The organism is Sporomusa sp. GT1, from assembly GCF_014634905.1.
GTDB classification, from domain to species: Bacteria; Bacillota; Negativicutes; order Sporomusales; family Sporomusaceae; genus Sporomusa; species Sporomusa sphaeroides.
Window position 1 is genome coordinate 462,914 of sequence record NZ_BMBX01000001.1, and the last position, 25,788, is coordinate 488,701.

At 47.3% G+C, this 25,788-nt stretch carries 25 protein-coding genes and 1 riboswitch; all 25 genes read right to left on the minus strand.

Annotation, left to right across the window (positions count from 1 at the left end; all coding sequences use genetic code 11):
* Positions 1-7 precede the first annotated feature (7 nt).
* Positions 8-619, minus strand: coding sequence for an RnfABCDGE type electron transport complex subunit G (locus GT1_RS02450; protein ID WP_075754583.1), 612 nt, complete (start codon positions 617-619; stop codon positions 8-10).
* Between the two features lie 12 nt (positions 620-631).
* Positions 632-1,651, minus strand: a complete 1,020-nt coding sequence (locus GT1_RS02455; protein ID WP_188397120.1) for an RnfABCDGE type electron transport complex subunit D — start codon at positions 1,649-1,651, stop codon at positions 632-634.
* 17 nt (positions 1,652-1,668) lie between these two features.
* Positions 1,669-2,991 carry an electron transport complex subunit RsxC gene (gene rsxC / locus GT1_RS02460; RefSeq protein ID WP_188397122.1) on the minus strand — a complete coding sequence of 441 codons (1,323 nt, stop codon included), beginning with the start codon at positions 2,989-2,991 and terminating at the stop codon, positions 1,669-1,671.
* A gap of 72 nt (positions 2,992-3,063) precedes the next feature.
* On the minus strand, positions 3,064-3,483 hold the full coding sequence (locus GT1_RS02465; RefSeq protein ID WP_188397124.1) for a SoxR reducing system RseC family protein: 420 nt from the start codon (positions 3,481-3,483) through the stop codon (positions 3,064-3,066).
* A gap of 315 nt (positions 3,484-3,798) precedes the next feature.
* On the minus strand, positions 3,799-4,362 hold the full coding sequence (locus GT1_RS02470) for a hypothetical protein (protein WP_188397127.1): 564 nt from the start codon (positions 4,360-4,362) through the stop codon (positions 3,799-3,801).
* 29 nt (positions 4,363-4,391) lie between these two features.
* Positions 4,392-5,576 (minus strand): CaiB/BaiF CoA-transferase family protein, encoded by a 1,185-nt coding sequence (locus tag GT1_RS02475; RefSeq protein ID WP_188397134.1) that lies wholly within the window; start codon positions 5,574-5,576, stop codon positions 4,392-4,394.
* An 80-nt stretch (positions 5,577-5,656) separates the two neighbouring features.
* Entirely contained in the window at positions 5,657-7,006 is a 1,350-nt protein-coding gene (locus GT1_RS02480; protein ID WP_188397136.1) for an SLC13 family permease, read from the minus strand.
* Between the two features lie 220 nt (positions 7,007-7,226).
* Complete coding sequence (locus GT1_RS02485) at positions 7,227-7,400, minus strand: hypothetical protein (protein ID WP_188397138.1); 174 nt, start codon at positions 7,398-7,400, stop codon at positions 7,227-7,229.
* A 12-nt stretch (positions 7,401-7,412) separates the two neighbouring features.
* Positions 7,413-8,570, minus strand: coding sequence for a sodium ion-translocating decarboxylase subunit beta (locus GT1_RS02490; RefSeq protein WP_188397140.1), 1,158 nt, complete (start codon positions 8,568-8,570; stop codon positions 7,413-7,415).
* A gap of 208 nt (positions 8,571-8,778) precedes the next feature.
* Positions 8,779-9,177, minus strand: a complete 399-nt coding sequence (locus tag GT1_RS02495) for a biotin/lipoyl-containing protein (protein WP_188397142.1) — start codon at positions 9,175-9,177, stop codon at positions 8,779-8,781.
* Between the two features lie 38 nt (positions 9,178-9,215).
* Positions 9,216-9,488: an OadG family transporter subunit gene (locus GT1_RS02500; protein WP_075754565.1), complete on the minus strand. Its 273-nt coding sequence runs from the start codon at positions 9,486-9,488 to the stop codon at positions 9,216-9,218.
* A gap of 45 nt (positions 9,489-9,533) precedes the next feature.
* On the minus strand, positions 9,534-11,063 hold the full coding sequence (locus GT1_RS02505; protein WP_075754563.1) for a carboxyl transferase domain-containing protein: 1,530 nt from the start codon (positions 11,061-11,063) through the stop codon (positions 9,534-9,536).
* A gap of 30 nt (positions 11,064-11,093) precedes the next feature.
* Complete coding sequence (mce, locus tag GT1_RS02510; protein ID WP_075754561.1) at positions 11,094-11,537, minus strand: methylmalonyl-CoA epimerase; 444 nt, start codon at positions 11,535-11,537, stop codon at positions 11,094-11,096.
* 108 nt (positions 11,538-11,645) lie between these two features.
* The gene (meaB, locus tag GT1_RS02515) at positions 11,646-12,584 is read right to left on the minus strand and encodes a methylmalonyl Co-A mutase-associated GTPase MeaB (RefSeq protein WP_075754559.1); all 939 of its coding nucleotides are present in this window, start codon (positions 12,582-12,584) and stop codon (positions 11,646-11,648) included.
* A 37-nt stretch (positions 12,585-12,621) separates the two neighbouring features.
* Positions 12,622-13,014, minus strand: coding sequence for a cobalamin B12-binding domain-containing protein (locus GT1_RS02520; RefSeq protein ID WP_075754557.1), 393 nt, complete (start codon positions 13,012-13,014; stop codon positions 12,622-12,624).
* Between the two features lie 22 nt (positions 13,015-13,036).
* Positions 13,037-14,656: a methylmalonyl-CoA mutase gene (locus tag GT1_RS02525; protein ID WP_376741998.1), complete on the minus strand. Its 1,620-nt coding sequence runs from the start codon at positions 14,654-14,656 to the stop codon at positions 13,037-13,039.
* 234 nt (positions 14,657-14,890) lie between these two features.
* Positions 14,891-16,393: an acetyl-CoA hydrolase/transferase family protein gene (locus GT1_RS02530; protein WP_188397146.1), complete on the minus strand. Its 1,503-nt coding sequence runs from the start codon at positions 16,391-16,393 to the stop codon at positions 14,891-14,893.
* A gap of 431 nt (positions 16,394-16,824) precedes the next feature.
* Positions 16,825-17,895, minus strand: coding sequence for an ABC transporter ATP-binding protein (locus GT1_RS02535; RefSeq protein ID WP_188397148.1), 1,071 nt, complete (start codon positions 17,893-17,895; stop codon positions 16,825-16,827).
* 14 nt (positions 17,896-17,909) lie between these two features.
* Positions 17,910-18,569, minus strand: coding sequence for an ABC transporter permease (locus GT1_RS02540; RefSeq protein WP_075754549.1), 660 nt, complete (start codon positions 18,567-18,569; stop codon positions 17,910-17,912).
* A gap of 10 nt (positions 18,570-18,579) precedes the next feature.
* A complete protein-coding gene (locus GT1_RS02545; protein WP_075754547.1) occupies positions 18,580-19,464 on the minus strand; it encodes a substrate-binding domain-containing protein in 885 nt (294 codons plus the stop codon).
* A 213-nt stretch (positions 19,465-19,677) separates the two neighbouring features.
* Positions 19,678-19,796, minus strand: a riboswitch (molybdenum cofactor riboswitch).
* Positions 19,797-19,869: 73 nt separating this feature from the next.
* Entirely contained in the window at positions 19,870-21,804 is a 1,935-nt protein-coding gene (locus tag GT1_RS02550; RefSeq protein WP_188397150.1) for a molybdopterin biosynthesis protein, read from the minus strand.
* Positions 21,805-21,806: 2 nt separating this feature from the next.
* Complete coding sequence (gene glp / locus GT1_RS02555) at positions 21,807-23,048, minus strand: gephyrin-like molybdotransferase Glp (protein ID WP_188397152.1); 1,242 nt, start codon at positions 23,046-23,048, stop codon at positions 21,807-21,809.
* A 1-nt stretch (position 23,049) separates the two neighbouring features.
* The gene (locus GT1_RS02560) at positions 23,050-23,247 is read right to left on the minus strand and encodes a hypothetical protein (RefSeq protein ID WP_075754541.1); all 198 of its coding nucleotides are present in this window, start codon (positions 23,245-23,247) and stop codon (positions 23,050-23,052) included.
* Between the two features lie 91 nt (positions 23,248-23,338).
* The gene (locus tag GT1_RS02565) at positions 23,339-23,662 is read right to left on the minus strand and encodes a MoaD/ThiS family protein (protein ID WP_075754539.1); all 324 of its coding nucleotides are present in this window, start codon (positions 23,660-23,662) and stop codon (positions 23,339-23,341) included.
* 91 nt (positions 23,663-23,753) lie between these two features.
* Entirely contained in the window at positions 23,754-25,748 is a 1,995-nt protein-coding gene (locus GT1_RS02570; RefSeq protein WP_188397154.1) for a sigma-54-dependent Fis family transcriptional regulator, read from the minus strand.
* Between the last annotated feature and the right edge of the window lie 40 nt (positions 25,749-25,788).

The window sequence follows — 25,788 nt, forward strand, 5'->3', positions numbered from 1 at the left end:
ATTCACCTCACTTGTTCTGGGTTTCTTTCATATATACTCCAACTTCCTCAGCCGCTTCTCTAATACCTTTGGCTATTGCCCTTGTAGTGATAGTCGCGCCGGTCATCGCCTGAATATTTTTATCGGTTGGTTCTTTTACAACTACCAAATCTTCAGGTTTTTTCCCCGGAAACTGTTGATAAAATTTCGGCTCATAGAATTTGTCGCCAAGACCGGGAGTTTCCGCTTGGGATACAACCTTGAAATTTAATAGTTTCCCTTCCGGGCTAACGGCGATAATCATCGAAACTACACTAGAATAACCTTTGCTCGCAGCCGGGACAATATAAGCTATCACCTTGCCGTCAGCCTTCATTGCGGCTTTATACCATCCGGGCTTGTTTTCAATCGGAATTATACCCCAATCATTCGGGCTTAATTTTAAAGCAAACTCCTTATTCGGCACATCTTCAATTACCGCCTGCATAGCTTTTTCTTTTCTTTTCGTATCATTTGCAGCCGCGTAAGGCGCGGTAATAAAATACACTCCCGAAAGAATTACACTTGAGATCAGACAGGCCGTCGTCAAGTTAAGGGCAATTTTTATAAGACTGTCATTTTTACCAGAATCATGTGACATGCTCCCACCTCCTTACACCGTTTTTCCGAACCTGACGGGTTTAATAGCGCGGTCAATAAGCGGCGTTACCGAGTTCATCAGCAAAATAGCATAACAAACACCCTCAGGATAGCCGCCTTGAAGCCTAATCAAAACAGTAAGAGCTCCCGCTCCGGCGGCAAATATAATCTGCCCTTTGACGGTAATGGGGATAGTAACCATGTCGGTAGCCATGAAAAACGCCCCCAAAATCAACCCGCCGGAAAGCATGCTCAAAATCGGGTCACCTGTGAAAAGGCCGGTAGAGCCGTTAACATTATACAAGCCGCCAAAAATCCAAGTCAAAACCGCTACGGTAGAAATCATAACAACCGGAATTTGCCAATTTACATAACCCCGATAAATGAGGTAAAGACCTCCCAAAATCAGGAGAATCGCCGAAGTTTCGCCCATACTGCCGCCATGTGTGCCCAAAAACATGGCCTTGTACATAGTGGCTTGGTCGCCAAAAACCTCCACCAGCTTGGCATAACCTTCCATTTTTAAAATACCCAAAGGAGTGGCGCTAGTAAGCGCGTCAACCTTGCCGGGCATAGCCATCTTCGGCCAGGTTGTCATCAAAACCGGCCAGGAAGCAACCAGCGCCGCTCTGCCGATTAGCGCGGGGTTAAAAATATTAAACCCAAGCCCGCCCATGGTGTGTTTGGCAATGCCGATGGCAACGACAGAACCAAAAACCGGCATATACCACGGCACATCCGGCGGTATGTTCATCCCTAATAAAAGGCCTGTCAAAAACGCGCTGCCGTCATTTATGGTAATAGGTTTTTCCTGCCATTTTTGAATAAGATATTCGGTCAAAACACATACCGCTATACACAGGGCCAAAGTAGTAAAAGCCCCGATTCCAAACTGATAAACGGAAAATAAAGCCGCCGGCACCAGAGCCATATTAACGGTCCACATTATTTTGGAAATGGATTCATCGCACCTGATATGCGGCGACGCCGAGACCGTCAACATACCGGTGTCAAGTTTTACTTCTGCGCTCATACTCTTTGCGTCACCTCCTATTTCTTCGCCGCAGCCTGGGCCGCGTTTTGGACTTTACATAGTTTGATATACTGAACAATATTGCGCTTGGCGGGACATACATAGACGCATGAGCCGCACTCCACGCAGTCCAAAACGTTATATTCTTTCACGGCCACCTCAAACGCGCCGCGTTCGCCAAGAATGCTGAACATGTTGGGTACCAGCCCCATCGGGCAGGCCTCTACACAGCGGCCGCAGCGAATACAGGGCTGTTCATCCCCCATATTTACGTCAGCTGCACTCAGGGCTAAAATTCCGGACGTACCTTTGATAACAGGTACGTCAACAGTGCGTTGGGCCATCCCCATCATGGGTCCACCCATAATCACTTTGACCGGCTGCTCTTTAAAGCCGCCACACAATTCAATTGCCTGGGCAAAAGTTGCGCCTACCCGCAGCAAAATATTTTTAGGTTCGGCAATAGCACCACCGGTAATGGTAGCAACACGCTCGATCAAGGGGATACCTTTCTCGACAGCATCAGCCATAGCCACCATCGTGCCAACGTTTTGAACAACAGTACCTACATCCATAGGCAGGCCGCCGGATGGTACTTCCCGGTCAAGGATAACCTTAATCAGGGTCTTTTCCGCACCTTGCGGATATTTTGTTTTAAGCGGTACAACTTCGATAGCAGAACCGGTACAAGCTTTACGCATAATTTCAATGGCATCAGGCTTGTTTTCTTCGATGCCGACATAGCCTTTGCTTACGCCAAGAATCTTCATTGCAATCTTCATGCCTGTAATAATGCGCTCGGTTTGCTCCAGCATTACCCTGTGGTCGGCAGTCAGGTACGGTTCGCATTCTGCGCCGTTTAGGATAAATGAGTCAATAGGCTTTTCCGGAGGCGGAGACATTTTTACATGTGTCGGAAAAGTTGCCCCCCCCATACCGACAAGACCGGCAAGGCGAACAATCTCTTTCAATTCTTTAACATCAAGCGACTGCCAGTCGCGGCTAAGCGGCAGACCGGGTGCCCATTCATCCTTGCCGTCACTTTCAATGACAACTGCCTGACAGGCGCCAAAAACCGGATGAGGATATTCGGCAATTTCCACCACCTTACCTGATGTTGAGGCATGAATCGGACTGGCGACAAAGGCTTGTGCCTCAGCTACTACCTGTCCTTTCTTGACCAGATCGCCCACCTTGACTATCGGTGCGCAAGGCGCTCCCAGATGCTGCCTGGTAGGAATGATGACTTTCCGCGGTATCGGCGCCACTTCTATGGCTTTGGCAGCCGTATACCGCTTGCGGTCGTCGGGATGAACCCCGCCGCGAAAGCTTTTTGCCATAAATTCAACTCCTTTTTATTTAGAAATTTTTCAACCGCAATTTAATATTTTGGCCAGCCCAAACCAAACTGCTTACAAAATCCGGGTGATTACCGGCTGCATGTCTGCCCTGGTTCTGGCCTTGCGATCATAATAACGAACATACAAAAGTGACAGGACGCAAGCAATACTCCCGCCGCCCATTTGCAACCAGAAAGGGTCGTTAATCCCCATCATCTCGGTTCCAAAATACCAGCCTACGACAGCGCCGGCAATGGTGCTCAAAACAGGAACGGCATAAACAACAAAAGCCGATTTCAGCATGCTTATCTGCTGGATTTCAAAAACCACCCTCTGCCCGCGTTTCGCGCCCACCGGGTTGCGCGCGACAAGAACTATCGCATTGTTGCCGGGACACGAGCCGCAGCTTTCGCAATCGTTATGGCGGCTTGCCTTTATGCGGGCCACGCCGCCGTCAGTCTCGAGAACTATCCCTTCATGCTCCTTATCCATCAGGCTTTCACCTCCACGTTTTTTTAGCCTGTGCAGTCAGAATATATATGCTTCTACTACTACAATCAATTTTCCTGCTCTGGGAAGCATTTTTGCTCATTATTTATAGTTATTAAGTAAATCCGATGTTAGTAAATTGAAAAAATTCTAACTGTATTTACAATACCAGATTTTTAAAAAAATTACTATACTTTTTTGTGAAATTTTGTACAAAATCTTAAATTAACACAATAAATATAAAAAAGGCCTTTTCAAACGTTACCTGTAACGTTCAAAAAGGCTTTTAGTATAAAAAGGCTTATATTTTTGAATTTATTATCCTTTAAGCATGGTTTCATTTTTTTCTTCTGTCAGCAATACTTCTTTAATAATTTTTTCTTCTGCCACCACTTTTTCAGGTAATTTTGACCGCAATGCGATGAGCAGTTGCTGCCCTGGCTTAATGTAAAACCGTCTATTTTCCATTTTCCCCTTATATCCCGGCGCGGTATAGGCCAATGTCCAGACATTCCTGCTGTCCAGCGCCGAATTAAACCGATAGGTACGGCGAAATTTAATTACGCCGATAAGCTGGGGCTTATAACGGTATAAGCCAAAAATATCACGGTAAGGAATTTCGTGCGTTATGCGGCCTAATAAACCATGTTTGATTAATCTGAGTACCTTCTTATCCATTTCATAGGTGTATTTTGCCGACATACGCTCAATAAGCACAAACAGCACCAACGCTTCAGCCATCAGCTCCACCGGTTGAAATATTCCAAGGGCAAACCATTTGTAAAGTGAAAATACGACAACAGCCGCAAAAGCTGTTACAGCTGCTGTCATCACCATAAAATTCTTTCTGCTGATTTGTGAGCGTACTACTACTTTTTCCAATGCAATCGAAGCCTCCGTGTGACATTGCTTTATATAACCTTATTCTCTCTCAGTTTGTTAATTTCCTGTACACTTAAGCCGAGAAATTCCTGTAAAATTTCTTCCGTGTGCTGTCCCAGGAGCGGCGCCGGTTGTTCAACAACTCCGGGAGTATCTGACAATTTAATAGGTATTCCCGCCATTTTTACCATACCTGCAACCGGATGTTCAGTACCAACAAGCATATCTCTGGCAACAATCTGAGGGTTATTTACCACTCTATCCATGGTGTTAATCGGGCCGCACGGAATTCCCGCATCTTCCATCACCTGAAGCCATTCATCAACTGTCTTGTGTACAAAAGCAGCATCCAGCAAATCTTTTAATTGCCGCACATTTTGTGTCCTCATGGCATTGGTGGCAAAACGGGAATCTTGCGCCAATCCGGGTTGACCTATTACCTTACATAATTTTTCAAATAACTTATCATTACCTGCACCGACGATGAGCGAACCGTCTTTGGCGGTAAACGCCTCAAACGGGGCAATCGAAGGATGCCGGCTTCCCATCGGTCCGGGGGCGGTGCCTGTTACCATATATCTGGCTATGGCATTTTCCAAAACAGCCAGTTGACAGTCCAGCATTCCCACATCAATCATTTGGCCGTGCCCGCTTTTTTCCCGGTGGTATAAAGCCATTTCAATCCCGATTACAGTAAACAGGCCGGCAATAATGTCGCCGATAGAGGCGCCTACCCGGACAGGCGGCCCGCCTTCCGGCCCGGTAATGCTCATAATCCCTCCCATTGCCTGAACAATTACGTCATAGGCCGGTTTATTCCGGTAGGGACCTGTCTGACCAAAACCGGAGCAGGCAGCGTAAATGATGCGGGGATTAATTTCTTTTAAACTACTATAGCCAAGCTCAAACTTTTCCATAGTGCCCGGACGGTAATTCTCAACTACAATGTCGGCTTTTTTTACCATTTCCCGAAATAAGGCACGGGCTGCCGGACTTTTTAAATTGAGTGTCATGGAGCGCTTATTGCGGTTTAGGCTCATGAAATAGGCACTCTCTTCACCGATAAAAGGACCAAAAGCCCTGGAATCGTCACCAACTCCGGGAGGTTCAATCTTAATGATTTCAGCCCCAAAGTCAGCCAGCATCATGCTGGCATATGGCCCTGCCAGTACTCTCGTTAAATCCAGCACAATCACATCCTGCAATGCCTTCATTCTACCATCCCCCTAATTACGTAAATTTGCTGCCATTCATCGACAAAGCTGCTGCTATTCGGGAAAGGTCAATGAGAAAACTAAAAACCCAGTATGCCAAAGAATATATAGCAGACAATACCGCCAACCACCGACATGGCCAGTCCCCACATTAGAAGATTCCGGAACAATTTAGCCTTGTCTTCATGTTCACCCGCGCAGGCAATGCACAGCGCGCCGAGAGTAGAAAGAGGTGAGGTATCAACAAGGTGGGCGCCAATGTTAATTGAGGAGATAAGGGCGATGGGGTTACCGCCGCCAACTTCCTGGATAAGACCGGGCACCATGGGTAGGAACATTGGCATAACAACACCGGAAGAACTGGAATAAGCTGAAAGCAGACCGGTTACAAAACCAAGCACGCCATTAATAGTTGTCGGATTGGAAATAGCGCCAATCAGTTTTACCAGGGCATTCAGGCCACCGGCTTTATCCATAACTTCAATTAATACCGTGACCCCGCAAACCATCATAATTACACCCCAGGGAATAACCTTGATGGCCGCTTTGCTGTCACCGGAACCGGTCAGCATGAGTACGCCGGCCAGAATAAAGGCGATGGTTCCCACATTAGCTAAAATGTTCATCATCGCTTTGGAAAATAAACCTTTAGTGGCAGGCAAACCGGGTAGGATAACCAGGAGGATAAGGATAAACACAGCTAAAAGGGTTAGTATTTGATGCTTATTAAACGGTTCAGGCCTGGGAGCCAATTCATCAATATTCAACGCCTGACCTCGCTGCTTCTGAATCCAGGCCCAGCCGCCCAGAACAAAGAAGCCGCCAATGTTAACAAAGCCTTGCGCTATTTCCGAGTTAAAATGAATTTTCCAGGCTAAACCACTAAGCTGCTCGGTCGCAATGCCAAGCCCTGGCGCCATTTTAGCGATTATGCCATTGGAAATGATACCGGTGGGAGCAAAAGGTGAGAAAGCAGCGCCGTTAGCGGCACCAACAACCAGCAGGGTCATAAGCAAGGCCGGCATATTGATCCTGGTGGCAATGGCCATGGCTACAGGCGCCATCAATGCGGTACCGGCAATATTACCAGGTCCGATAGTAACAATAAAGGTTGTCAGCAAAAACACGATTAACGGCACAATGGCTGTATTGCCTTTACACAGGCGGACCGAATAGGCTGTCAGTTTTTCCATGGTGCCGTTAGTCTGGGCCATACCAAACAGGAAGGTTACCCCCACTAAAATCATAAATAAGCCTGTCGGAAAATAGCCAAGCACTTTTGTGCCGGCCGTGTCGCCCCAAAAGCCTCCAACAATTATGGCAAATGCAATGCTAAGGAAACCCACATTAAGATCTTCGTTGACGCAACTGATAACGACAACAATGACCAAGGCCACTATTGACATTATTGCTGCTACTGAAATATCCATTTACAATTCCTCCTACATCATGAATGTGTTTGCAGCCTTATCTTCAAGCGCGAACACGCATTTTTTATACTATTCCACAATTGCTTGAGTGTAATACCTCTTTACCGGGAATTTGGACAAAAATAATAAGACGGTGAAGCGCGTACACAGCTTCCCCGTCTTAGGTAATTCATATAGTATCATCCAATAGAGATTTACAGCAGGATGTTAAGCGTTATTCTTATTCTTCGTCTTCATCGTCTTCGTATTCATCATCATCTTCATCCTCTTCCACCGGTGCCGGAAATGCGGCATGAAGCGCCTTCGTAGCAAAAATGAAGACACCAATAACCGCGAACATGGTTGGCAAAGCGACTGTCATCAGGGTAATTGCTTTTGAAGTTGCACTTTCCATCTATTTACCTCCCTATTTTGCCAATGCAGGAATCAGAGCAAGTACTAAGCCGCCGGCCACAACAGAGGCAACCTGTCCGGCTACATTTACCCCGATAGCATGCTGTATGATGAAATTAGTAGGATCTTCTTTGAGTGCCATTTTAGCAATTACCCGGCCAGACATCGGGAAGGCCGAGATACCGCAAGCACCAATCATCGGATTAATCTTGGTCGGACTAAACAGGTTCAGCAGCTTGGCGAACAGTACGCCGCCAACAGTATCAAATACGAAAGCTACAGCACCCAAAGCCATGATCAAAAGAACGTCAAAAGTCAGGAAACGTTCGGCAGACATGGTACCGCCGATGGTAATACCAAGTACCAAGGTAACCAGATTCGCAAGCTCATTTTGAGCAGAGTTTGAAAGATTCTCTACTACACCACTTTCTTTCAGCAGGTTGCCAAACATCAGGCTGCCGATAAGAGCAACCGAGATGGGAGCAACGATGCCGGCAATAAGCACAATCATGATCGGGAATAAAAATTTGGTTGTTTGCGAGACAGGTTCTTCCCCTTCAAACCCCATTTTCATTTTGCGCTCGCTCTCGGTAGTAATGGCTCTGATAACAGGCGGTTGAATTACCGGCACCAATGACATGTAGCAATAGGCGGCAACCGATAAAGGTCCTAACAATTCCTGGGCAAATCGGCTGGCTACATAGATGGTTGTCGGACCGTCAGCAGCGCCAATAATACCGATAGACGCCGCATGTTCAAAAGAAAACCCTACCAAGGTTGCGCCAACTGCGGTGGCGAAAATACCGAATTGCGCGGCAGCCGCAAACAGCATGACCGAAGGGCGGCGAATGAGTGGCGTAAAGTCGCACATTGCGCCGATGGCAATAAAAATAAGTACAGGAAATAATTCATTGGCAATACCTGCGTTATAGAGAACAATGAGAAACCCTTGTTCTCCCGGTGCATTAGCGACAGCCGATGAATGCGGGATATTGGCCAGGACTGCCCCAAAGCCAATCGGCAAAAGGAGCGTCGGCTCATAATCATGTTTTACTGCAAGATAAATGAGTAATGCGCCGACAGCCCACATAACCACATGCTTCCAGGAAAGACCAATGAAGCCCATGAGAAGTTCGTCGAGCCAAGGATATTGGTGAATCAATGCTTCCATGTGTGTTCAGTACCTCCTAATATATGTTTGTGAAAGAAGCGGCATCATTATAAGCTTTACATAACATTTCAGCGTTATGTAGTAGGAAATAGTGCGGCTTAAAGAGTACCGCACTATTTCTCTATTTGCTAAAAACACGATTATCGCCGGCCATTGATGTGACAAATAGCCTTACCTTAGAAAAACGCGGCTTGCTGTGAGAATAGGCTTAGCCAAGTACAGCCATAACCTCACCAGGTTTAACATTTTGACCGGCGGCTACGTTGACCGATTTAACAGTACCGTCGGACGGAGCGCCGATTTCGTTTTGCATTTTCATGGCTTCCAGAATAAGGATGACTTCACCCTTCTTAACCTGCTGTCCGGCTTTGGCCATGACTTTAGATACTTTGCCAGGCATCGGAGCCACTATCGGGGTATCACCGGCAGAAACCTGAGCCGGTGCAGGAGCAGCGGCCTTAGGTGCCGGAGCAGCAGCAGGTGCGGCAGCCGGAGCTTGAGCAGCCGGAGCAGCGGTCGGACGAGGCTGAGCGGATGCAGCGGCGCCCACTTCTTCTACTTCTACCTCATAAGTATTGCCATTAACGGTTACATTAAATTTTTTCATTGTAACGGACCTCCATTCATTGATGGTGTTCTATTCACTTACGCAAATTGACGGCTATCCATAATCTTCTGCCGTCCGACATTTGCCCATTGATTGCCTGTGCGGGTAATCCTGACAGCCAGGTTGCCGGTTCCCATCATGGCATAGATGCTGGCAGTAATGGCGGCAATGACTTCAGGGCTAATGCCCTCTGCATCTACGGCCATTGAAGAGGCTATTGGCGATTCGGTTGCTGCCGCCGTTGGTTTTTTCTTCTTTTTCTTAGGCTTGGGCGGCTCAGGTTTTCCGAATATCGAATCTAAAAATCCCACGTTACTGTCCCCTTTCTTTCTGTTTCGAAGGTGTAAGCGAGAGAATTATAGCGGAATACTACCATGTTTTTTAGCCGGACGCTGTTCACGTTTGGTTGCCAGCATGTTGAGCGCAGTAATAATCCGTGGCCGGGTTTCTTTCGGTTCGATAACTTGGTCAACGAAACCGCGTTCTGCCGCTTTGTACGGAGTAGCGAAGTCTTCCACATATTTTGCTGTTTTCGCTTCCGCATCAGCATCACCACGGAAGATAATATTAGCCGCTCCTGCCGGCCCCATAACCGCAATCTCGGCGCTCGGCCAGGCCAAAACCTGATCGGCCCCTAAATCCTGGGAGCACATGGCCAGATAGGACCCGCCATAGGCTTTACGGGTAATAACGGTAATTTTAGGAACAGTAGCTTCCGAGTAAGCATACAGCATTTTAGCACCATGACGAATAATTCCGCCATATTCCTGATCAGTACCAGGCAAAAAGCCGGGAACATCAACAAGATTAACTAAAGGCAGGTTGAAAGCGTCACAGAAGCGAATAAACCGCGCCGATTTGTCAGAGGCGTTGATATCAAGGCAACCGGCCATATTGTTAGGCTGATTGGCGATAATACCTACCGGCTGACCGTCAAAACGGGCAAAGCAGGTAATGATATTTTGCGCATAATGAGCATGAACCTCATAGTACTCGCCATTGTCGACAACCGATTTAATTACATCCTTCATGTTGTAGGGCTGATTCGGGTTATCCGGCAGCAGGGTATTAAGCCCCTCATCCATACGGTTAGGATCATCGCCTTTGTTGACAACCGGAGCTTCGTCCAGATTGTTGCTTGGCAGGAAGCTTAAAAGATAACGAACCTGCTGCATGCAGTCATCATCATTTTCCGTGGCAAAATGCGCCACCCCGGAAGTCGAGTTATGGGTCATGGCACCGCCTAATTGCTCGGCCGTAACTTCTTCAGCCGTAACCGATTTAATAACCTGCGGGCCGGTAATAAACATTTGACTGGTATTTTTGACCATGTAAATGAAATCGGTCAAAGCCGGTGAATATACGGCACCGCCGGCGCAAGGTCCCATGATTACCGAAATTTGCGGGATTACGCCTGAAGCCATGGTATTTTGATAGAAAATTTTTCCATAGCCGGATAAAGCATCCACCGCTTCCTGGATACGTGCGCCGCCGGAATCATTAATGCCGATTAACGGAGCACCCATTTTAAGAGCCAGTTTTTGTACTTTTACAATTTTATTGGCATGCATTTCTCCCAGCGAACCACCAATAACGGTAAAGTCCTGGGCAAATACATATACTAAGCGGCCGTCAACAGTGCCATAGCCTGTCACTACGCCTTCGCCCGGAGATTCTATTGTTTCCATGCCAAAATTAGTGCAACGATGGGTGACAAATTGATCCAGTTCAACAAAAGTTCCCGGATCTAATAATTTTTCCACACGCTCACGGGCAGTAAGCTTACCGCTGGCATGCTGTTTGTCAACACGCTTTTGCCCGCCGCCTAGCTTAACCTTTTCCTGGCGTTTTTTCAGATCGTCAATTTTTTCCTGGATTGTAGCCATTTAGAAAAACACCTCCATAACTCTTGGGGATTACTTGCGTTCAGACAATTCGAGTAAAATGCCGCCGGTTGCTTTTGGATGAATGAAAGCAATGCTGGCACCGCCGGCGCCATAGCGCGGCGCCTGGTCGATAAGGCGAACACCTTGCTCTTTAAGGTCCGCAAGAGCAGCCTCAATGTTGTCAACACGCAGGGCTACGTGTTGAATGCCTTCGCCGTTCTTTTCAATGAATTTAGCTACAGGACCATCCGGAGAAGTTGATTCTAACAATTCCACTTCACTGTCGCCGCAGGGAATAAAGCATACTTTTACCTTTTGCTCTTCCACAACTTCTTCACCCATAGCTGTCATGCCAAGCACTTCTGTGTAAAATTTCTTGGCTTGTTCCATGTCTTTTACTGCAATACCAATATGATCAACTTTGAGGACCTCGAATTTACGGGCGTTTACGCCTGATTTACACTCTTGGGACATTCGCAATACCTCCTGTTAAAATTTGATTGATATATCCAATCTTTCTCATAATACCATATTTTAATATCAGGTACTATATTTTCCTGTCAACTGCGTATTTTTTTTCTATCAGCGCAGCACTTGACGCAATAAATCTGTAACTACGGTGTACGGGTCTTGCTCCCGCTTTTCGATGGCCGCCACTAACGAGTCGAAGGTACCGCCGGTGATAACGGTCTTAAGTATATACCGGCCGATTTGTTCATCCAGTAAAGCAATAAGTTCATTTTTCGTACGTTCTGTACGCCTGGCGGACAGCTGTCCTGATTGTTTCAGATGGCAAATATGCTCTTCAATGGTGGCAACAAGCTCGGTGATGCCTTCCCCTTTACTGGCTACCGTCCGTTTTACCGGCGGCCGCCATGCCAGCATGGTCTGATTTAAGTCCAGCATCATCTCAATTTCAGTATTTAACCGGTCTACGCCATCTCTGTCCGCTTTATTGATGGTAAATATGTCGGCAATTTCTAAAATACCGGCTTTAATCGCCTGAATATCATCCCCCAGGCCTGGTACCAGCATTACCATGGTGGTATCGGCGGCTTTAACAATGTCGACTTCAGACTGGCCGACACCCACGGTCTCAATAAAAATAACATCCTTGCCTGAAGCATCTAATATTTTTACAGCTTCCGCGGTCTTGCGTGACAATCCCCCCAGACTGCCTCTTGTTCCCATGCTTCTAATGAATACCCCTTCATCCAGGGTTAGTTCATTCATCCGAATACGGTCACCTAAAATAGCGCCACCGGAAAAAGGGCTTGTTGGGTCAACGGCTATGATCCCCACGGTTTTTCCCTGACAGCGGTATTCTTTGGCCAATTTGTCAGTAAGGGTACTTTTGCCGGCGCCAGGGGGGCCGGTAATGCCGATAACATGTGCATTACCGGTATGGGGATAGAGTTTTTTCATAATCTCGGCTGCTTCATCGTACTCATTTTCCACAGCGGTGATAGCGCGGGCCAGGGCTCGTTTGGAGCCGGCCAGCACCTCTTCTACGATATTCATTCCTATCACCTGTACATCTCACAAATGCGAGTGTTTATTATTTTACTGTAGTTTTGATAAATTCAACAATATTGGCTGTCGGGGTGCCTGGAGTAAATACTTCGGCCACACCGGCGGCTTTAAGTCCCGGAATGTCGGCATCGGGAATAACACCGCCGCCAATGATAAGTACATCGGACATGCCTTTTTGTCTGCACAGCTCGACAATGCGGGGGAAGAGGTGATTATGAGCGCCGGATAACAGGCTGATTGCCACCACATTTACGTCTTCTTGCAGTGATGCTTCCACAATTTGTTCCGGCGTCTGGCGAAGGCCAGTATAAATTACTTCAAATCCAGCATCACGGAGAGCGCGGGCTACGACTTTGGCGCCGCGGTCATGACCGTCCAAGCCAGGCTTTGCTACCAATACTCTAATACGTTTTTCCATCGTTGTCCCTCCTATTTTAGAGTTATAGGCTTACATGAGCTTCGTATTCGCCGAATACTTTGCGCATTACGCCGCAGATTTCTCCAAGAGTTGCATAGGCCTTAACAGCCTCAAGAATAAGCGGCATAAGATTAGTATTTTCATCTTTGCAGCCTGCTTCCAGTTTAGCAAGTGCAGCCGAAACGGCAGCACTGTCCCGGCGGGCGCGGAGGTCTGAGAGTTTTTTCTTCTGTAATTCACCAACAGAAGCATCCACACGTAAAAGACCTTCTACCGCCTTTTCTTCAATTTGGAACTGGTTAACGCCAACAATAACGCGCTGTTTATTTTCTACTTCCATTTGCCATTTGTAAGCGCTTTCCTGGATTTCACGCTGAATATAGCCTTTTTCAATAGCCACAACAGCGCCGCCCATATCATCAATTTTCTTAATGTAATCCCAGGCTTCCTGCTCGATTTGATTGGTCATCGCCTCGATGTAATACGAACCGGCCAGCGGATCAACCACATCGGCTAAACCACTTTCATAGGCCACAATTTGCTGGGTGCGCAGCGCGATACGTACCGAATCTTCGGTGGGCAAAGCCAGCGCTTCGTCTTTGGAATTGGTGTGCAGGGATTGGGTACCGCCAAGCACGGCTGCCGCTGTTTGCAAAGCAACGCGGACAATATTATTATCCGGTTGTTGCGCGGTAAGCATGGAGCCGGCTGTTTGTGTATGTACACGCAGCATCCAGGATTTGGGGCTCTGCGCACCAAAACGTTCTTTCATTACTTTGGCCCAGACCCGGCGCGAAGCGCGGAACTTAGCAACCTCTTCCAGTACATTGTTATGAGCATTCCAGAAGAAGGACAAGCGTCCGGCGAAATCGTCAACATTTAAACCGGCTTTAATGGCAGCATCAACATAGGCAATACCGTCGGCAATTGTGAAAGCGATTTCCTGGGAAGCTGTCGAACCGGCTTCCCGGATATGGTAACCGGAAATAGAGATGGTGTTCCAGTTAGGGACATGCTGTGAGCAATATTCAAAAATATTGGTGATAAGCCGCATAGAAGGCTTAGGCGGGAAAATATAAGTACCGCGGGCCGCATATTCTTTCAGAATATCATTTTGGATAGTCCCATTGAGTTTGTCAGGGCTGACACCTTGTTTTTCAGCAACGGCAATGTACATAGCCAGCAGTACGGAAGCCGGGGCATTAATCGTCATGGATGTCGATACCTTGCCAAGGTCAATGCTGTCAAACAGGATTTCCATATCAGCCAGTGAGTCGATAGCAACACCCACTTTGCCGACTTCACCTTCAGCAATCGGATCATCCGAGTCATAACCAATCTGGGTCGGCAGGTCAAAGGCGCAGGATAAACCGGTGCCGCCGGACTCTAACAGGTAGCGATACCGTTTGTTAGATTCTTCCGCAGTGGAAAAGCCGGCATACATACGCATGGTCCAGAAACGGCCGCGATACATAGTTGGCTGCACACCGCGGGTAAACGGATATTGTCCGGGGAAACCAATCTCTTGTTCATAGTCGGTGCCCTCAATATCAAGGGGAGTATAAAGCCTGTTGTAAGGTAAGTTTTTGCGTTCCGGAAATTTGGCCTGGGCTTTTTCTACCTTGCCGGTGTACTCGGCCATCTTTTCCTTCAGGCTAATTAGGTTAGCTGTGCACATCTTCTAAATTCCTCCTTTAGATATGTAGTTCTCTGATGCATCGGAAAGATTATTTTTTTTCTGTATAAGTCAATTCTATTTATCCGATGACTGACGCTCTTAAGACTCTGCCGCCTCTGCACCTGGGTGTAAAAACGGCCAAGAGTCTGACCAGTTTACCTTCACCAGTAACTAACAACAGGTGCTGATAAATCTGCTTTATTTCATACTGCCTGTTTCCAGGAAGCGAGTATGCCAGGATAAAGCTTCATGTAAGAGATGCGGTGTATGCGCATAGCCGGTGGCTTTTTCAGCCCGCTCCAGATACTCGCGCAGCATTGGCTGATAATCAGGATGAGCGCAGTTGTCAATAATAACCCTGGCACGTTCCTTCGGACTTAAGCCACGGATGTCGGCAATGCCACGTTCGGTAATAAAGACATCAACATCATGTTCTGTATGATCAAAGTGTGAGCACATGGGAACAACGGAAGAAATACTGCCTTGTTTGGCAATTGAATTGGAGAAGAAGCAGGTTAAGTAGGCATTGCGTGCAAAATCGCCTGAACCGCCGATGCCGTTCATCATTTTGGTGCCCATAATATGAGTGGAATTGACATGACCATAGATGTCAAATTCAATGGCAGTATTCATGGCAATTACCCCAAGGCGCCGGGCGATTTCCGGGTTGTTGGCAATTTCCTGCGGCCGGAGAATAATTTTCTTGCGATATTCAGCAATATTATCATACAGGCGTTTTAAGCCATCCGGGGAAGGAGTGAGAGAAGTACCTGAGGCAATAATCAGCTTGCCGGCATCAATAAGATCAAACATGCCGTCTTGAACAACCTCAGTGTATACAGTAAGATTTTCAAAGTCAGAATCTGCCAGGCCGGCAATGACCGCGTTTGCAACCGAACCTACGCCTGATTGTAAGGGCAGCAGATTGACCGGCATGCGGCCGGCTTTAATCTCCTGGTGTAAAAAATCAATAAGGTGACCAGTCATCGCCCTGGCATCATCATCAATGGCTGCCAGCGGACGAACGTCATCTTTGATATCACAGGGCACAATATAAGCTATTTTGTCAGGACCGCACGGAATATAAGGTGTGCCAATACGGTCACTGGCTTTGACCAGCGGTATCGGCTGACGGTTCGGAGGGTCAAGCGGCACATAGACGTCATGCATACCCTCAAGCTCAAGCGGCTGGCTGGTATTGATTTCCACTATGACAAAATCAGCACTTTGCACAAAGGATGCTGCATTACCAAGGGAAGTTGTTGGAACAATATGGCCTTCTTCGGTAATAGCGCAAGCTTCCACAATAGCCACATCCACCTTGCCGCCGAAAAATCCGTAACGGGACATCTGCGCTACATGGCTTAAATGAAGGTCGGTATACTGAATAGCACCACTATTAATGGCTTTTCTGATGGTATCGTTAGTTTGGTAAGGAAGACGTTTGGCAATCCCTTTCGCTTCCGCCAAAGCCCCGTCAAGCTCTTTACCAACCGAAGCACCGGTCCATAAATTCACTTGAAAATGCTCTTGTTTCATTCTCGCTGCCAATGCCAGGGGTACCGCTTTGGGATAACCTGCAGGCGTAAACCCGCTGGCACCAATATTCATTCCTGGTTTAATGCTGTTAGCCGCCTCTTCGGCACTAACAATTTTTGCATATAAAGATTTGTTTCTAACCCGCTCTTTAATGTCAATCATTTACGCACCCTCCCCGCGAATGATATGTTACTAGCTAATTAAGAAAGTAATCACTGTTATTGTTAGGAAAACAACAAAAAATATTCTAAAAGTATTCGCCGTCCACAATAAAAAAGCACCCATGGGTTCATTTTGTATAAACAAAATAAGCCTAGGTGCGCGCTTATTAGCTATCCGTGACCGATAGGCAACAGACCATAAGAGCGGAGTTTTCGAATATACTTTCAATGCGTCCACATGGCTGGCTTGTCCGTATATTATAGACTTGGCTGTACATGAGATTATTTGCTATTATCTATTCTGCAAAAAAGCCTAAATTCCTGCTATTTTTTTCTAATAACAGTTCGAATTTATTTATTTTCCCAACCGAAAGTCCAAATTTCCCTAAGAACCTAAAAAGAGGATAAAAGCAACAGAACAGAACAGCCTTGTTATACCAGTTGAACTTCCTCTGGATTAAAAGCCACCTCTACGTTGCTGCCCAGTGTCAGACCAATGGTTTGCTCCCGGGGTACCCGTACCAGCAGTGACAAACAACCGGTTTCAATCCTGATTTTATAAGCTCCAACACCTGGAATAATTCCGACCACCTTGCCTTTAGCCGTTATGAGCGGCTGACGGCGCAGCAGCGAGCTCTCATTGAGGATGTACAGGGCATCCCCCGGCAGGCAACAGGCCGTTGCCCGGGGCGGGGCCGGGGTATTATGCCTAAACTCAACACCCCCAGGCAAACGTACCACCAGTTCCCGTCCGCAATGCTCCACTTGACACGGCAATATATTATCCATATCGACAAGGTTAGCGACAGTTGCAGTAGCCGGGCGGCGAAGCACAACTTCCGGGCAAGCATCTTGAATAATCCGGCCGCCTTCTAACACCACCACTCTGTCGGCAAAATAGAGCACATCATTAAAATTATGACTAACCAGTAACACCGTTAATTTATGTAATGTTGCTACCTGCTTTAAATCCGTCAGAATGGCTGTCCGTGAAGCCGTATCCAACGCGGCGAACGGTTCATCCAACAGCAGTAACTGCGGCTGAAAAACCAACGCCCGCGCTAGGCCAGCCCGTTGCGCTTCACCGCCTGAAAGCTGGTTGGCCTGACGTTTGGCCAAGTGCTGACAGTGGAAGGTAGTAAGCGCTTCCCGTACCTGCTCTTCTATCTGTGCTGGAGAATAGCCGCGGAATTTTAAAGGCAAGGCCACGTTATCATATACTGTGCCATTAACCAGCAGCGTCTCCTGAAACATCATCGAGCTATAGCGGCGGGCAGTTTCCGGACCGCTTTTAGCAGCATCCCGGCCAAACAGGGTAAGCATTCCCTGCTGATAGGGCAGCAGCAGGTTGATTACCTGCAGCAGCGTACTCTTTCCGGCACCATTGGCACCTGACACTGCCACCAGTTCCCCTGCGCCGATAACCAGATTTTCAATATCCAGCACCGGCTGCCGGTTACGGTATACCTTAATTTTGTTTAATTCGATAATGGTTTCTTCCATAATTCCCCGCCTTGCTATCTTGCAGTCCGGTTTTGCAAATAAGTTAAAGCGGCAACAATACCGTATGCCACAACCAACAAAATAAAACTAAGCGCCAAAGCGGTGTCATAATTACCTTTACCCACTTCCATGACCGTAGCGGTAGTCAGCACCCTGGTCTGGCCCTTGATGTTACCTCCTACCATCATGGAAGCTCCTACCTCCGATACTACGCCGCCAAACCCGGCCATAACAGCAGCCAGTAATCCCAGTTTCGCCTGACGGATCAAGAGTATATTAGCCTGCCATTTGGAAGCCCCAAGTGATAAGAGCTGCAAGCGTAATTTCGGGTTCAGACTGCCAATAGCGGCAAACGATAATCCGGCAACAATCGGACTGGCAATAACAGCTTGGGCGATAATCATCGCCCAAGACGTATACATAATTCCCAGCATCCCAAGCGGTCCATACCGCCAGAGCATTAAACTAACCACCAATCCCACGACAACCGGCGGCAGCCCCATGCCAAAATTGACCACGCTGACAATAATTTTTTTCCCGGGAAACTCGTTAAGTGCCAGCCATAACCCCAGCGGTATTCCCAGGATAATGCTTATTATGGTAGCTATCCCTGACACTTTGATCGTCAGCAGGGCAACCGCCAGAATCTCTGGGTCTTGCCAGATATTATCCATAATTTAAGGCCTATATTCCAAAATCTTTTTCGGTTTTACCGCCGTCAGCAGTAAATAAAGCCTGTCCATATTTGTCTTTCCCAAAAGTACTGATGATGCTCTGGCCCTCATTTGACAACAAGAAGTCGGCAAAGGCTTTAGCACCTTCTTTGTTTACTTTATCGAATTTTTCAGGGTTAACTTCCATTACATGATAAATGTTGAGCAATTTTGCGTCGCCCTCAACCAGAATTTGGGCGGTAATGTTTTTTGCTTGGGATAAATAGGTAGCCCGGTCGGCAATGGTGTAGCCTTTTTTCTCATCGGCAATTTTAAGAGTTTGCCCCATACCGGCACCCGCTTCCTGATACCAGGCATTACCTTGCGGCTTAATGGCAGCGGCTTTCCATAAATTCAGTTCAAGCTTATGGGTACCGGAATCATCACCCCGTGATACAAAGGGTGCCTTACCTGTGCTAATGGCTTTTAACGTATCGATAACTGATTTGCCTTTAATGGCCGCCGGATCTTCTCCAGGACCAACAATAATGAAGTCGTTATGCATTACCAGACGGCGATTAATAGCCGCACCACTATCCACTACTTTTTTCTCAGCATCCGGAGCATGTACTAATAATACGTCAGCTTCGCCTTTTTGTCCCATTGCCAGGGCTTGGCCTGTACCAACAGAAATGGTTTTAATTACATAGCCTGTTTTCTTCTCAAAAGCCGGAATGATTACATCCAGCAAGCCACTATCCTGGGTACTGGTAGTAGTAGCCAGAATAACTTCCGGTTTGGCCGGTTTTGCCGGACTTTGTGCCTGCTGATCCGGAGCTTTCTGACAGGCTGTCAAGGCGAAAGTCATGAGAATGATCATCATGACGCCAATCAAATTTAGTACTTTTCTTTGCATACCATACCTCTCCCTTTTCCTATTCATTAGTCTAGCGCTAAAACTGCCGTTCTTGTACATTCACCTGCCTTTAATTTTTCATAAAGAAAACACGGCTTGCGACGCGCCTTAACGCGGCGCAAGTCAATGTTGCCCTTATCTTGTTCTTAAGAAAGCTATACTTTCTGTTGGAAATTAAAAAACAGCATTGCGAAAGATAAAGCAATGCCGTTTTTGGCGGTGTAAGCTTCTTCTTTTCACAAGGAAGGCGCTCCAGTTTCCTGGAATACCCTATCGGTCAGCTATCTTAGCTTTTCAGCCTTAGATTCACAGACTCGAAGAAAATATTTATTATTAAAGTCATTAAATTGTGCCATACAGGCCTGTTTCACTGCTTAGTAGCAAGCGCCCATAGCCAGGAACCATTCACATCTTTAGCAGCACCGTACCGGCTTCTGCCAGATCATAACCTCCCAGACGTTCCACTTCCTGCCGGAAAGCAGGTGTCTGTAAAATGGTAATAATTGTTTCGGCCGTAATATCGCCAGGCGGGAAGTTCAATAAGATATCGTAGCATTCGTGGGATATCGGAATAAATTCTAAACCCAAAGCCGTCGCCGCCGCCCGGATACCCAGGCCGGTATCGGCGGCACCGGCCGTAATGGTTGCCGCTACCGCCATGTGGGTGCTGACCTCTTTTTCGTAGCCTGTAATATGCTCCACCCGTAATCCTGTTCGAGGCACTAAATGATCTAAGAGCATTCTGGTGCCTGAACCGCGCTGTCTATTTACATAGGTGATATCTTCTCTCCCCAGCTCCTCCAGGGTCTTAATATTTTTGGGATTGCCCGGCAGCACCATCAATCCCTGCTCGCGGCGCGCCAGCCGTACTAGCTGCCAGTTTCCTTTTGTCAAATACTTATTAACAAAAGGAATATTATACTCGCCGGTCTTATCGTCAAGCATGTGAATACCGGCAATATGAGCTTCATTGTTCCTTACGGCCATTATGCCGCCCATACTGCCCACATTGGCGGCCGACAGCAGTTTGCCGGCCTGGCGGTTTAAAAATACGCCTAAAATATCCAGCGCCAGATCATGACTGCCGACAGCCAGTACTGTTTCCGACTGCTGCCGGTTAAGCATGTTTATCTGTACCATAGCGCCGGCCGGAAGCCCGGTACTGCGTTCACTCACCACCAGAACACCTTGCGCTTTGATGAGTGAAGAAATGATTCCTGCACCGCGGCTTAGCGGCGCAGCCACCGTTTTCCCTTGAATTGTCCCTACAGATACCCGTACAAACTCCTCAACGCCAACATGAGAGGACAGTTGTCGTGCCAGTACCGCCGGAACCTGCTGCGCCGCCGGGATCGGCAGACGCTGCCGCTCATAGAGCACATCTTTCACAAACAATTCAGCAGTCAGCATGGCCGATACCGGATATCCTGGCAGACCAATTACCGGCTTTCCCTGGCAGAAAGCCAGGATTACCGGTTTACCAGGTTTGATGGCTACTCCATGAACCAGCACTTCGCCAAGTTCGGCGAAAATGCGGGAAGTGAAATCCTCAGTTCCCGCTGAAGTGCCGGCATTGGTAATAACCATATCACTGGTTGCCAGACTGGCAATAACCGCTTGCTTGATCTGCTCATAATTATCTGGCACAATTTCATGACGTATAGCGTCCCCGCCCCACTGAGTAACTGCCGCACATAACATATGGGAATTAACATCCAGGATTGCGCCAGGTTTTAAGTCGTGTGAACGTGCTACAAGTTCAGTGCCTGTAGGAATAACGGTAACTTTTGGCTTTGCCACCACTTCAACGGTTTCCAGTCCGGCAGACAACAGGGCGGCAATATCAGCCGGCCTGATTACCTGGTGCTCCGGCAATACCATTTCATTGGCGACAATATCTTCACCGATGATGCGGACATGCTGCCATGGTGCCGCAGCAGCAATAATTTCGGCAGACGCATTTTCTATATGTACATCTTCAATCATAATAACTGAATTAGTCTCTGCCGGCATCAAGTCACCGGTATCAATTATATAGCATCCTCCCGGCACAAAAGGTTCATGACTTTTCAGTAACTTCAAGTGCATAGGGGTAGTTTCTGTTGCGCCAAACGTATCCTGCGCCCGGACAGCAATACCATCCATGGCAGAGCCATTATAATGCGGCACCGATTGTTTGGCATAGTTACATCCGGCAGTAACGCGCCCCAAGGCCTGTTCAACCGGCAGTGTCTCGGTCGGCAAATCAGTAAAATAACCGGCTGACATCAGCTTATTCTGCCATAATTCCCAGCTTTTTTCTCTGGGCAGACACTCTAAATATGCTTTTCCTGTGCGCATGACTATGCCTCCCTCATGACTTCGACAAGGACCACATCGCCGGCGTAAAGCCCGCTGCTGTCAGCAGGCACATGCACAACCCCGTCTGCCTGAGTCATAACACTGATAAGTCCGGATTTCCCCAACACAGGTTCAGCCCGGTATTCTCCAGCCTGCCAAATCAGCTTTACCCGCAAAAAGTCGTCGCGCCCGGGAGCGGATGCACAGTTACGGGTCAGTCTTGCCGGAATCCTCCAGCCTGTTTTACATGACCCAGAGCCCTGCAGTCTGCTAACCAACGGCATAACTACCATTTGGCATATGGTCATAGCTGCCACCGGATGTCCCGGCAGTCCGAATACCGGCACATGGTCAATCAAACCGAAGATGGTCGGCTTGCCCGGTCTAACCGCCAGCCCGTGAAATATGACCTTGTTCCGGCCAAGTTCCTCAATGACCTGCACCGTATGGTCTCTAGCCCCGACCGAACTGCCGCCGGAAACCAGTACCAACTGGTTTTCGCCGGCTGCTTTGCCGATTGCTGCCAACAGCTCAGCATAGTCGTCTTTGATAATTCCATAACGCGTAACCTGGCAATCGGCTGCTGTCAGCATCGCCGCCAGCGTATATGAATTAATATCGCGTACCTGCCCATTTTCAGGTACGGCAATAACATCGACAACTTCATCGCCTGTTGAAATAATTCCTACCGTTAATCGCCGGCGCACCTTTACCCTGGCAATGCCACAGGCCGCCAGCGCGCCAATTTCAGCAGCAGTCAGCCTGGTGCCGGCAGCGACAAAAACCGTACCGGGTTTTATATCTTCCCCTTTGGCCACCATATTTTCCCCCGGTGCAATCGGCTTGACTACCAGTAAGGTTTCTTGATCTGACTGCTCGGCATGCTCAAGCATAACCACACCATCTGCACCGGCAGGCAGCATACCGCCGGTCGGAACAATTACCGCCTGGCCTGAGACAATGGTATAATCGGCAGACTGGCCCATAAATACTTCGCCAATAATGTCCAGCATTACCGGCGCCCCTTCACCGGCACTGAAAGTATCGCGGCTAAGCACCGCATAACCGTCAACCGTGGAGCGGTTAAATGGCGGCAAATGATCAGCGGCGGCAATATCTTCGGCAACAATCCGTCCCAATGCCTCGATAAGCTCAGTTTCCTCAACAGCCGTTGTACATTCCGGCAATACATTGTTAATCAGCGTTTGTGCCTTAGTTAAAGAAATGCAATCAAAAAATTCCATGTCAGTCTCCTTTATTGACTCCAAAACAGCCCAACTGACAGGCAATAATTTTTACTTTAGCCGCATCTGCAGCCCTTCCGACAGTAATAGGCGGCACGCCTTGGCTATTAGCCAGTGCTATAGCTTCCGCACAGGTTAGACGGCCGTCTTTGGCAAGTTCCTGTACTTTCTGTTTAATGGATTCGTCAATTTGCTTCATGGCTGCCTCCTGTAATGCTGTTATCTCCTATACACTTTGCCATTTGTTTAACAATTCCTGCAATACTATCTGCTTACATTTCAATTATTTTCTATTTTCTAACAAAATTAAATTTGTTTTTCTGGTTTTTGGCATAAAATCCTAAAGCCATCCGGTATGGACCCGGACAGCCTGGAGGCACGAAAGCCACTCTGTCACCTGGTTGAATAGCATAATCCAGAGACTGCGCAAAACCGTTGACAAAAACTATTTCAATTTCATCCAGAGGTATCCCCAGTTTTTCCGCCAGTTGAGTGCCTGTAGTTGGCTCCTCAAGTTCCATAATCAATGGAATAGGCCAGTTTTTCTCTTTAAAAAATTTATACAAATGAAGAAATCCCCGTATCTCAATAGTTCTCCCAGCTTGTTCCGACATGGCTATCCTCCTTAAGTCCTACCTTTATCTTCCATTTTACTACATGATAATAAATAGGTACAGGCAAATATAAACTAGGCTGGTTTATTGACTAGTTTTTAATAGCATACAATCGCATCTTCTTATATAGAGTATTTCGGGATATTCCCAATTCTTTAGCTGCCCGGCTAACATTTCCGGCAAATGCATCAAGCTTGGCAATTATCCTATTTCTCTCTGCAAAGCCGGCCAGCTTTTGCCTTTGTTCCCTGGTAAAAATAACTTCATTTACTTGTGGTGCCGCTATTTTCATCAGTGAAGACTGTGCATAAAGTACTTCAGGCAAAAGCTCCACGGTAATAACTTTATTCTCAGCCAAACAGGCCGCATGCTCGACCACGTTTTGTAACTCCCGTACATTGCCAGGCCAGTAATATCTATGTAAATAGGTCATAACTTCGGACTCCACCGCAAATGTACACCCCTGTGCACGGCTTACCCTTTCTAAAAAATGATCAAACAGCAGTTGTATATCTTCGCGGCGCTCCCGCAGCGGCGGAATAAGGATTGACAACACATGTAAGCGATAATACAGATCAAGACGAAAGGTTCCTTTGTTTACTTCTTCCAGCAGATTCTTGTTTGTAGCACAAATCAGGCGAATGTCAATCGGAATTATCTTATCACTGCCGATGCGCGTCACTTTTCTTTCTTGTATCACTCGCAGTAAGGCGGTCTGCTGTTCGGGAGGCATGTCACCAATTTCGTCAAAAAAAAGAGTTCCACCAGACGCCAGCTCGAACTTCCCCGGTTTACCACCGCGTTTCGCCCCCGTAAAAGCCCCTTCATCATATCCAAATAACTCACTGCCAATCAGTTCCCGGGGAATGGCGCCGCAATTGACAGCCACAAATGGTCCGTTATGCCTGTCACTATGGTTGTGAATAGCCTGAGCAAAGATTTCTTTACCTGTACCACTTTCACCAGTAAGCAATACATTGGCTGCCGTATTCGCGGCCCGTGTGGCAACATGCACAGCTTCACGGATTTGAAAGCTTTCCCCAATAATATCGCTGAACTGCAACACTGCGGCATCACCACTAGAACGCTGTGCCATATGCTTCAGTTGTTTGATAGGCCTGAGAACAATAATGCCGCCAGCCAGCACGTCTTGCTCATTAAATACAGGCTCCCGGGAAGCTACAAAATGCCGGCTACCCCCGTGGGCATCCACTATGATTTCGACCTGATGATAACTTTTACTGGAAGTTAGAATCTCCCCTGACTTACCATCAAATAACTGCCTAAGTTCTGTCCCGATTATATGTTGCTCCGGCTTTCCAAGCATAGCCCGGCCTGCAGGATTTATTTCAATTACTGCCTCATGGTTATCAACAATAAGTACACCATCAGAAACGGTATTTTTTAAACTGGCCATCCTTTTGTTAATCAATGCGATTTCACAATTCTTTTGACTCATGCTTAGCTGGGCAGTAACAGCGTCGGCAATAACCGTTACAATTCCCAATGCATGTAAATGCGACGCATGAAAGGCGTAGGATATATTTAGAACACCGGTAATTTGTCCATCACAATCATAAATTGAGGCCGCCGAGCAGCTAAAAGCATGAATTTTTTTGCAATAATGTTCTGCACCCGATACCTGAAGCGGCTCTCGCAGCTTGATCACTGTTCCTATGGCATTAGTCCCTACCGTTTCTTCCTTCCAGCTAACCCCGGGATAAAAGTATTTCGTCATCGGATTCTGCCGGGTATCTTCGTCACATACCATTGCAAGAATACAGCCATTTTCGTCAGTTAATACAACAATAAAGCCAGAGCCTTTAAAAAATTCATAAAGTCTGGACATAAAGGGTTTTGCTGCCTCAATCAGTTTTTCCTTTCTTTTTAAAACCTCACTAAGGCTCAAATCATCCAACCAGTGGTGAATGTTATCATCATAAGGATCTATCCCCTCATGATAACACCTGGCCCATGACTCAATAATTTGCTGACGGGCTTTGCATGTATAGGGGTTACCTGTACTTAGGAATTTTTCCCATTCATGATAAACAGGGTCCTTCATCGGCAAAGAAATTATCGTCATGCAACCCTCCCCCTTTTCTTAGCAGGTATTCGCTCTATGC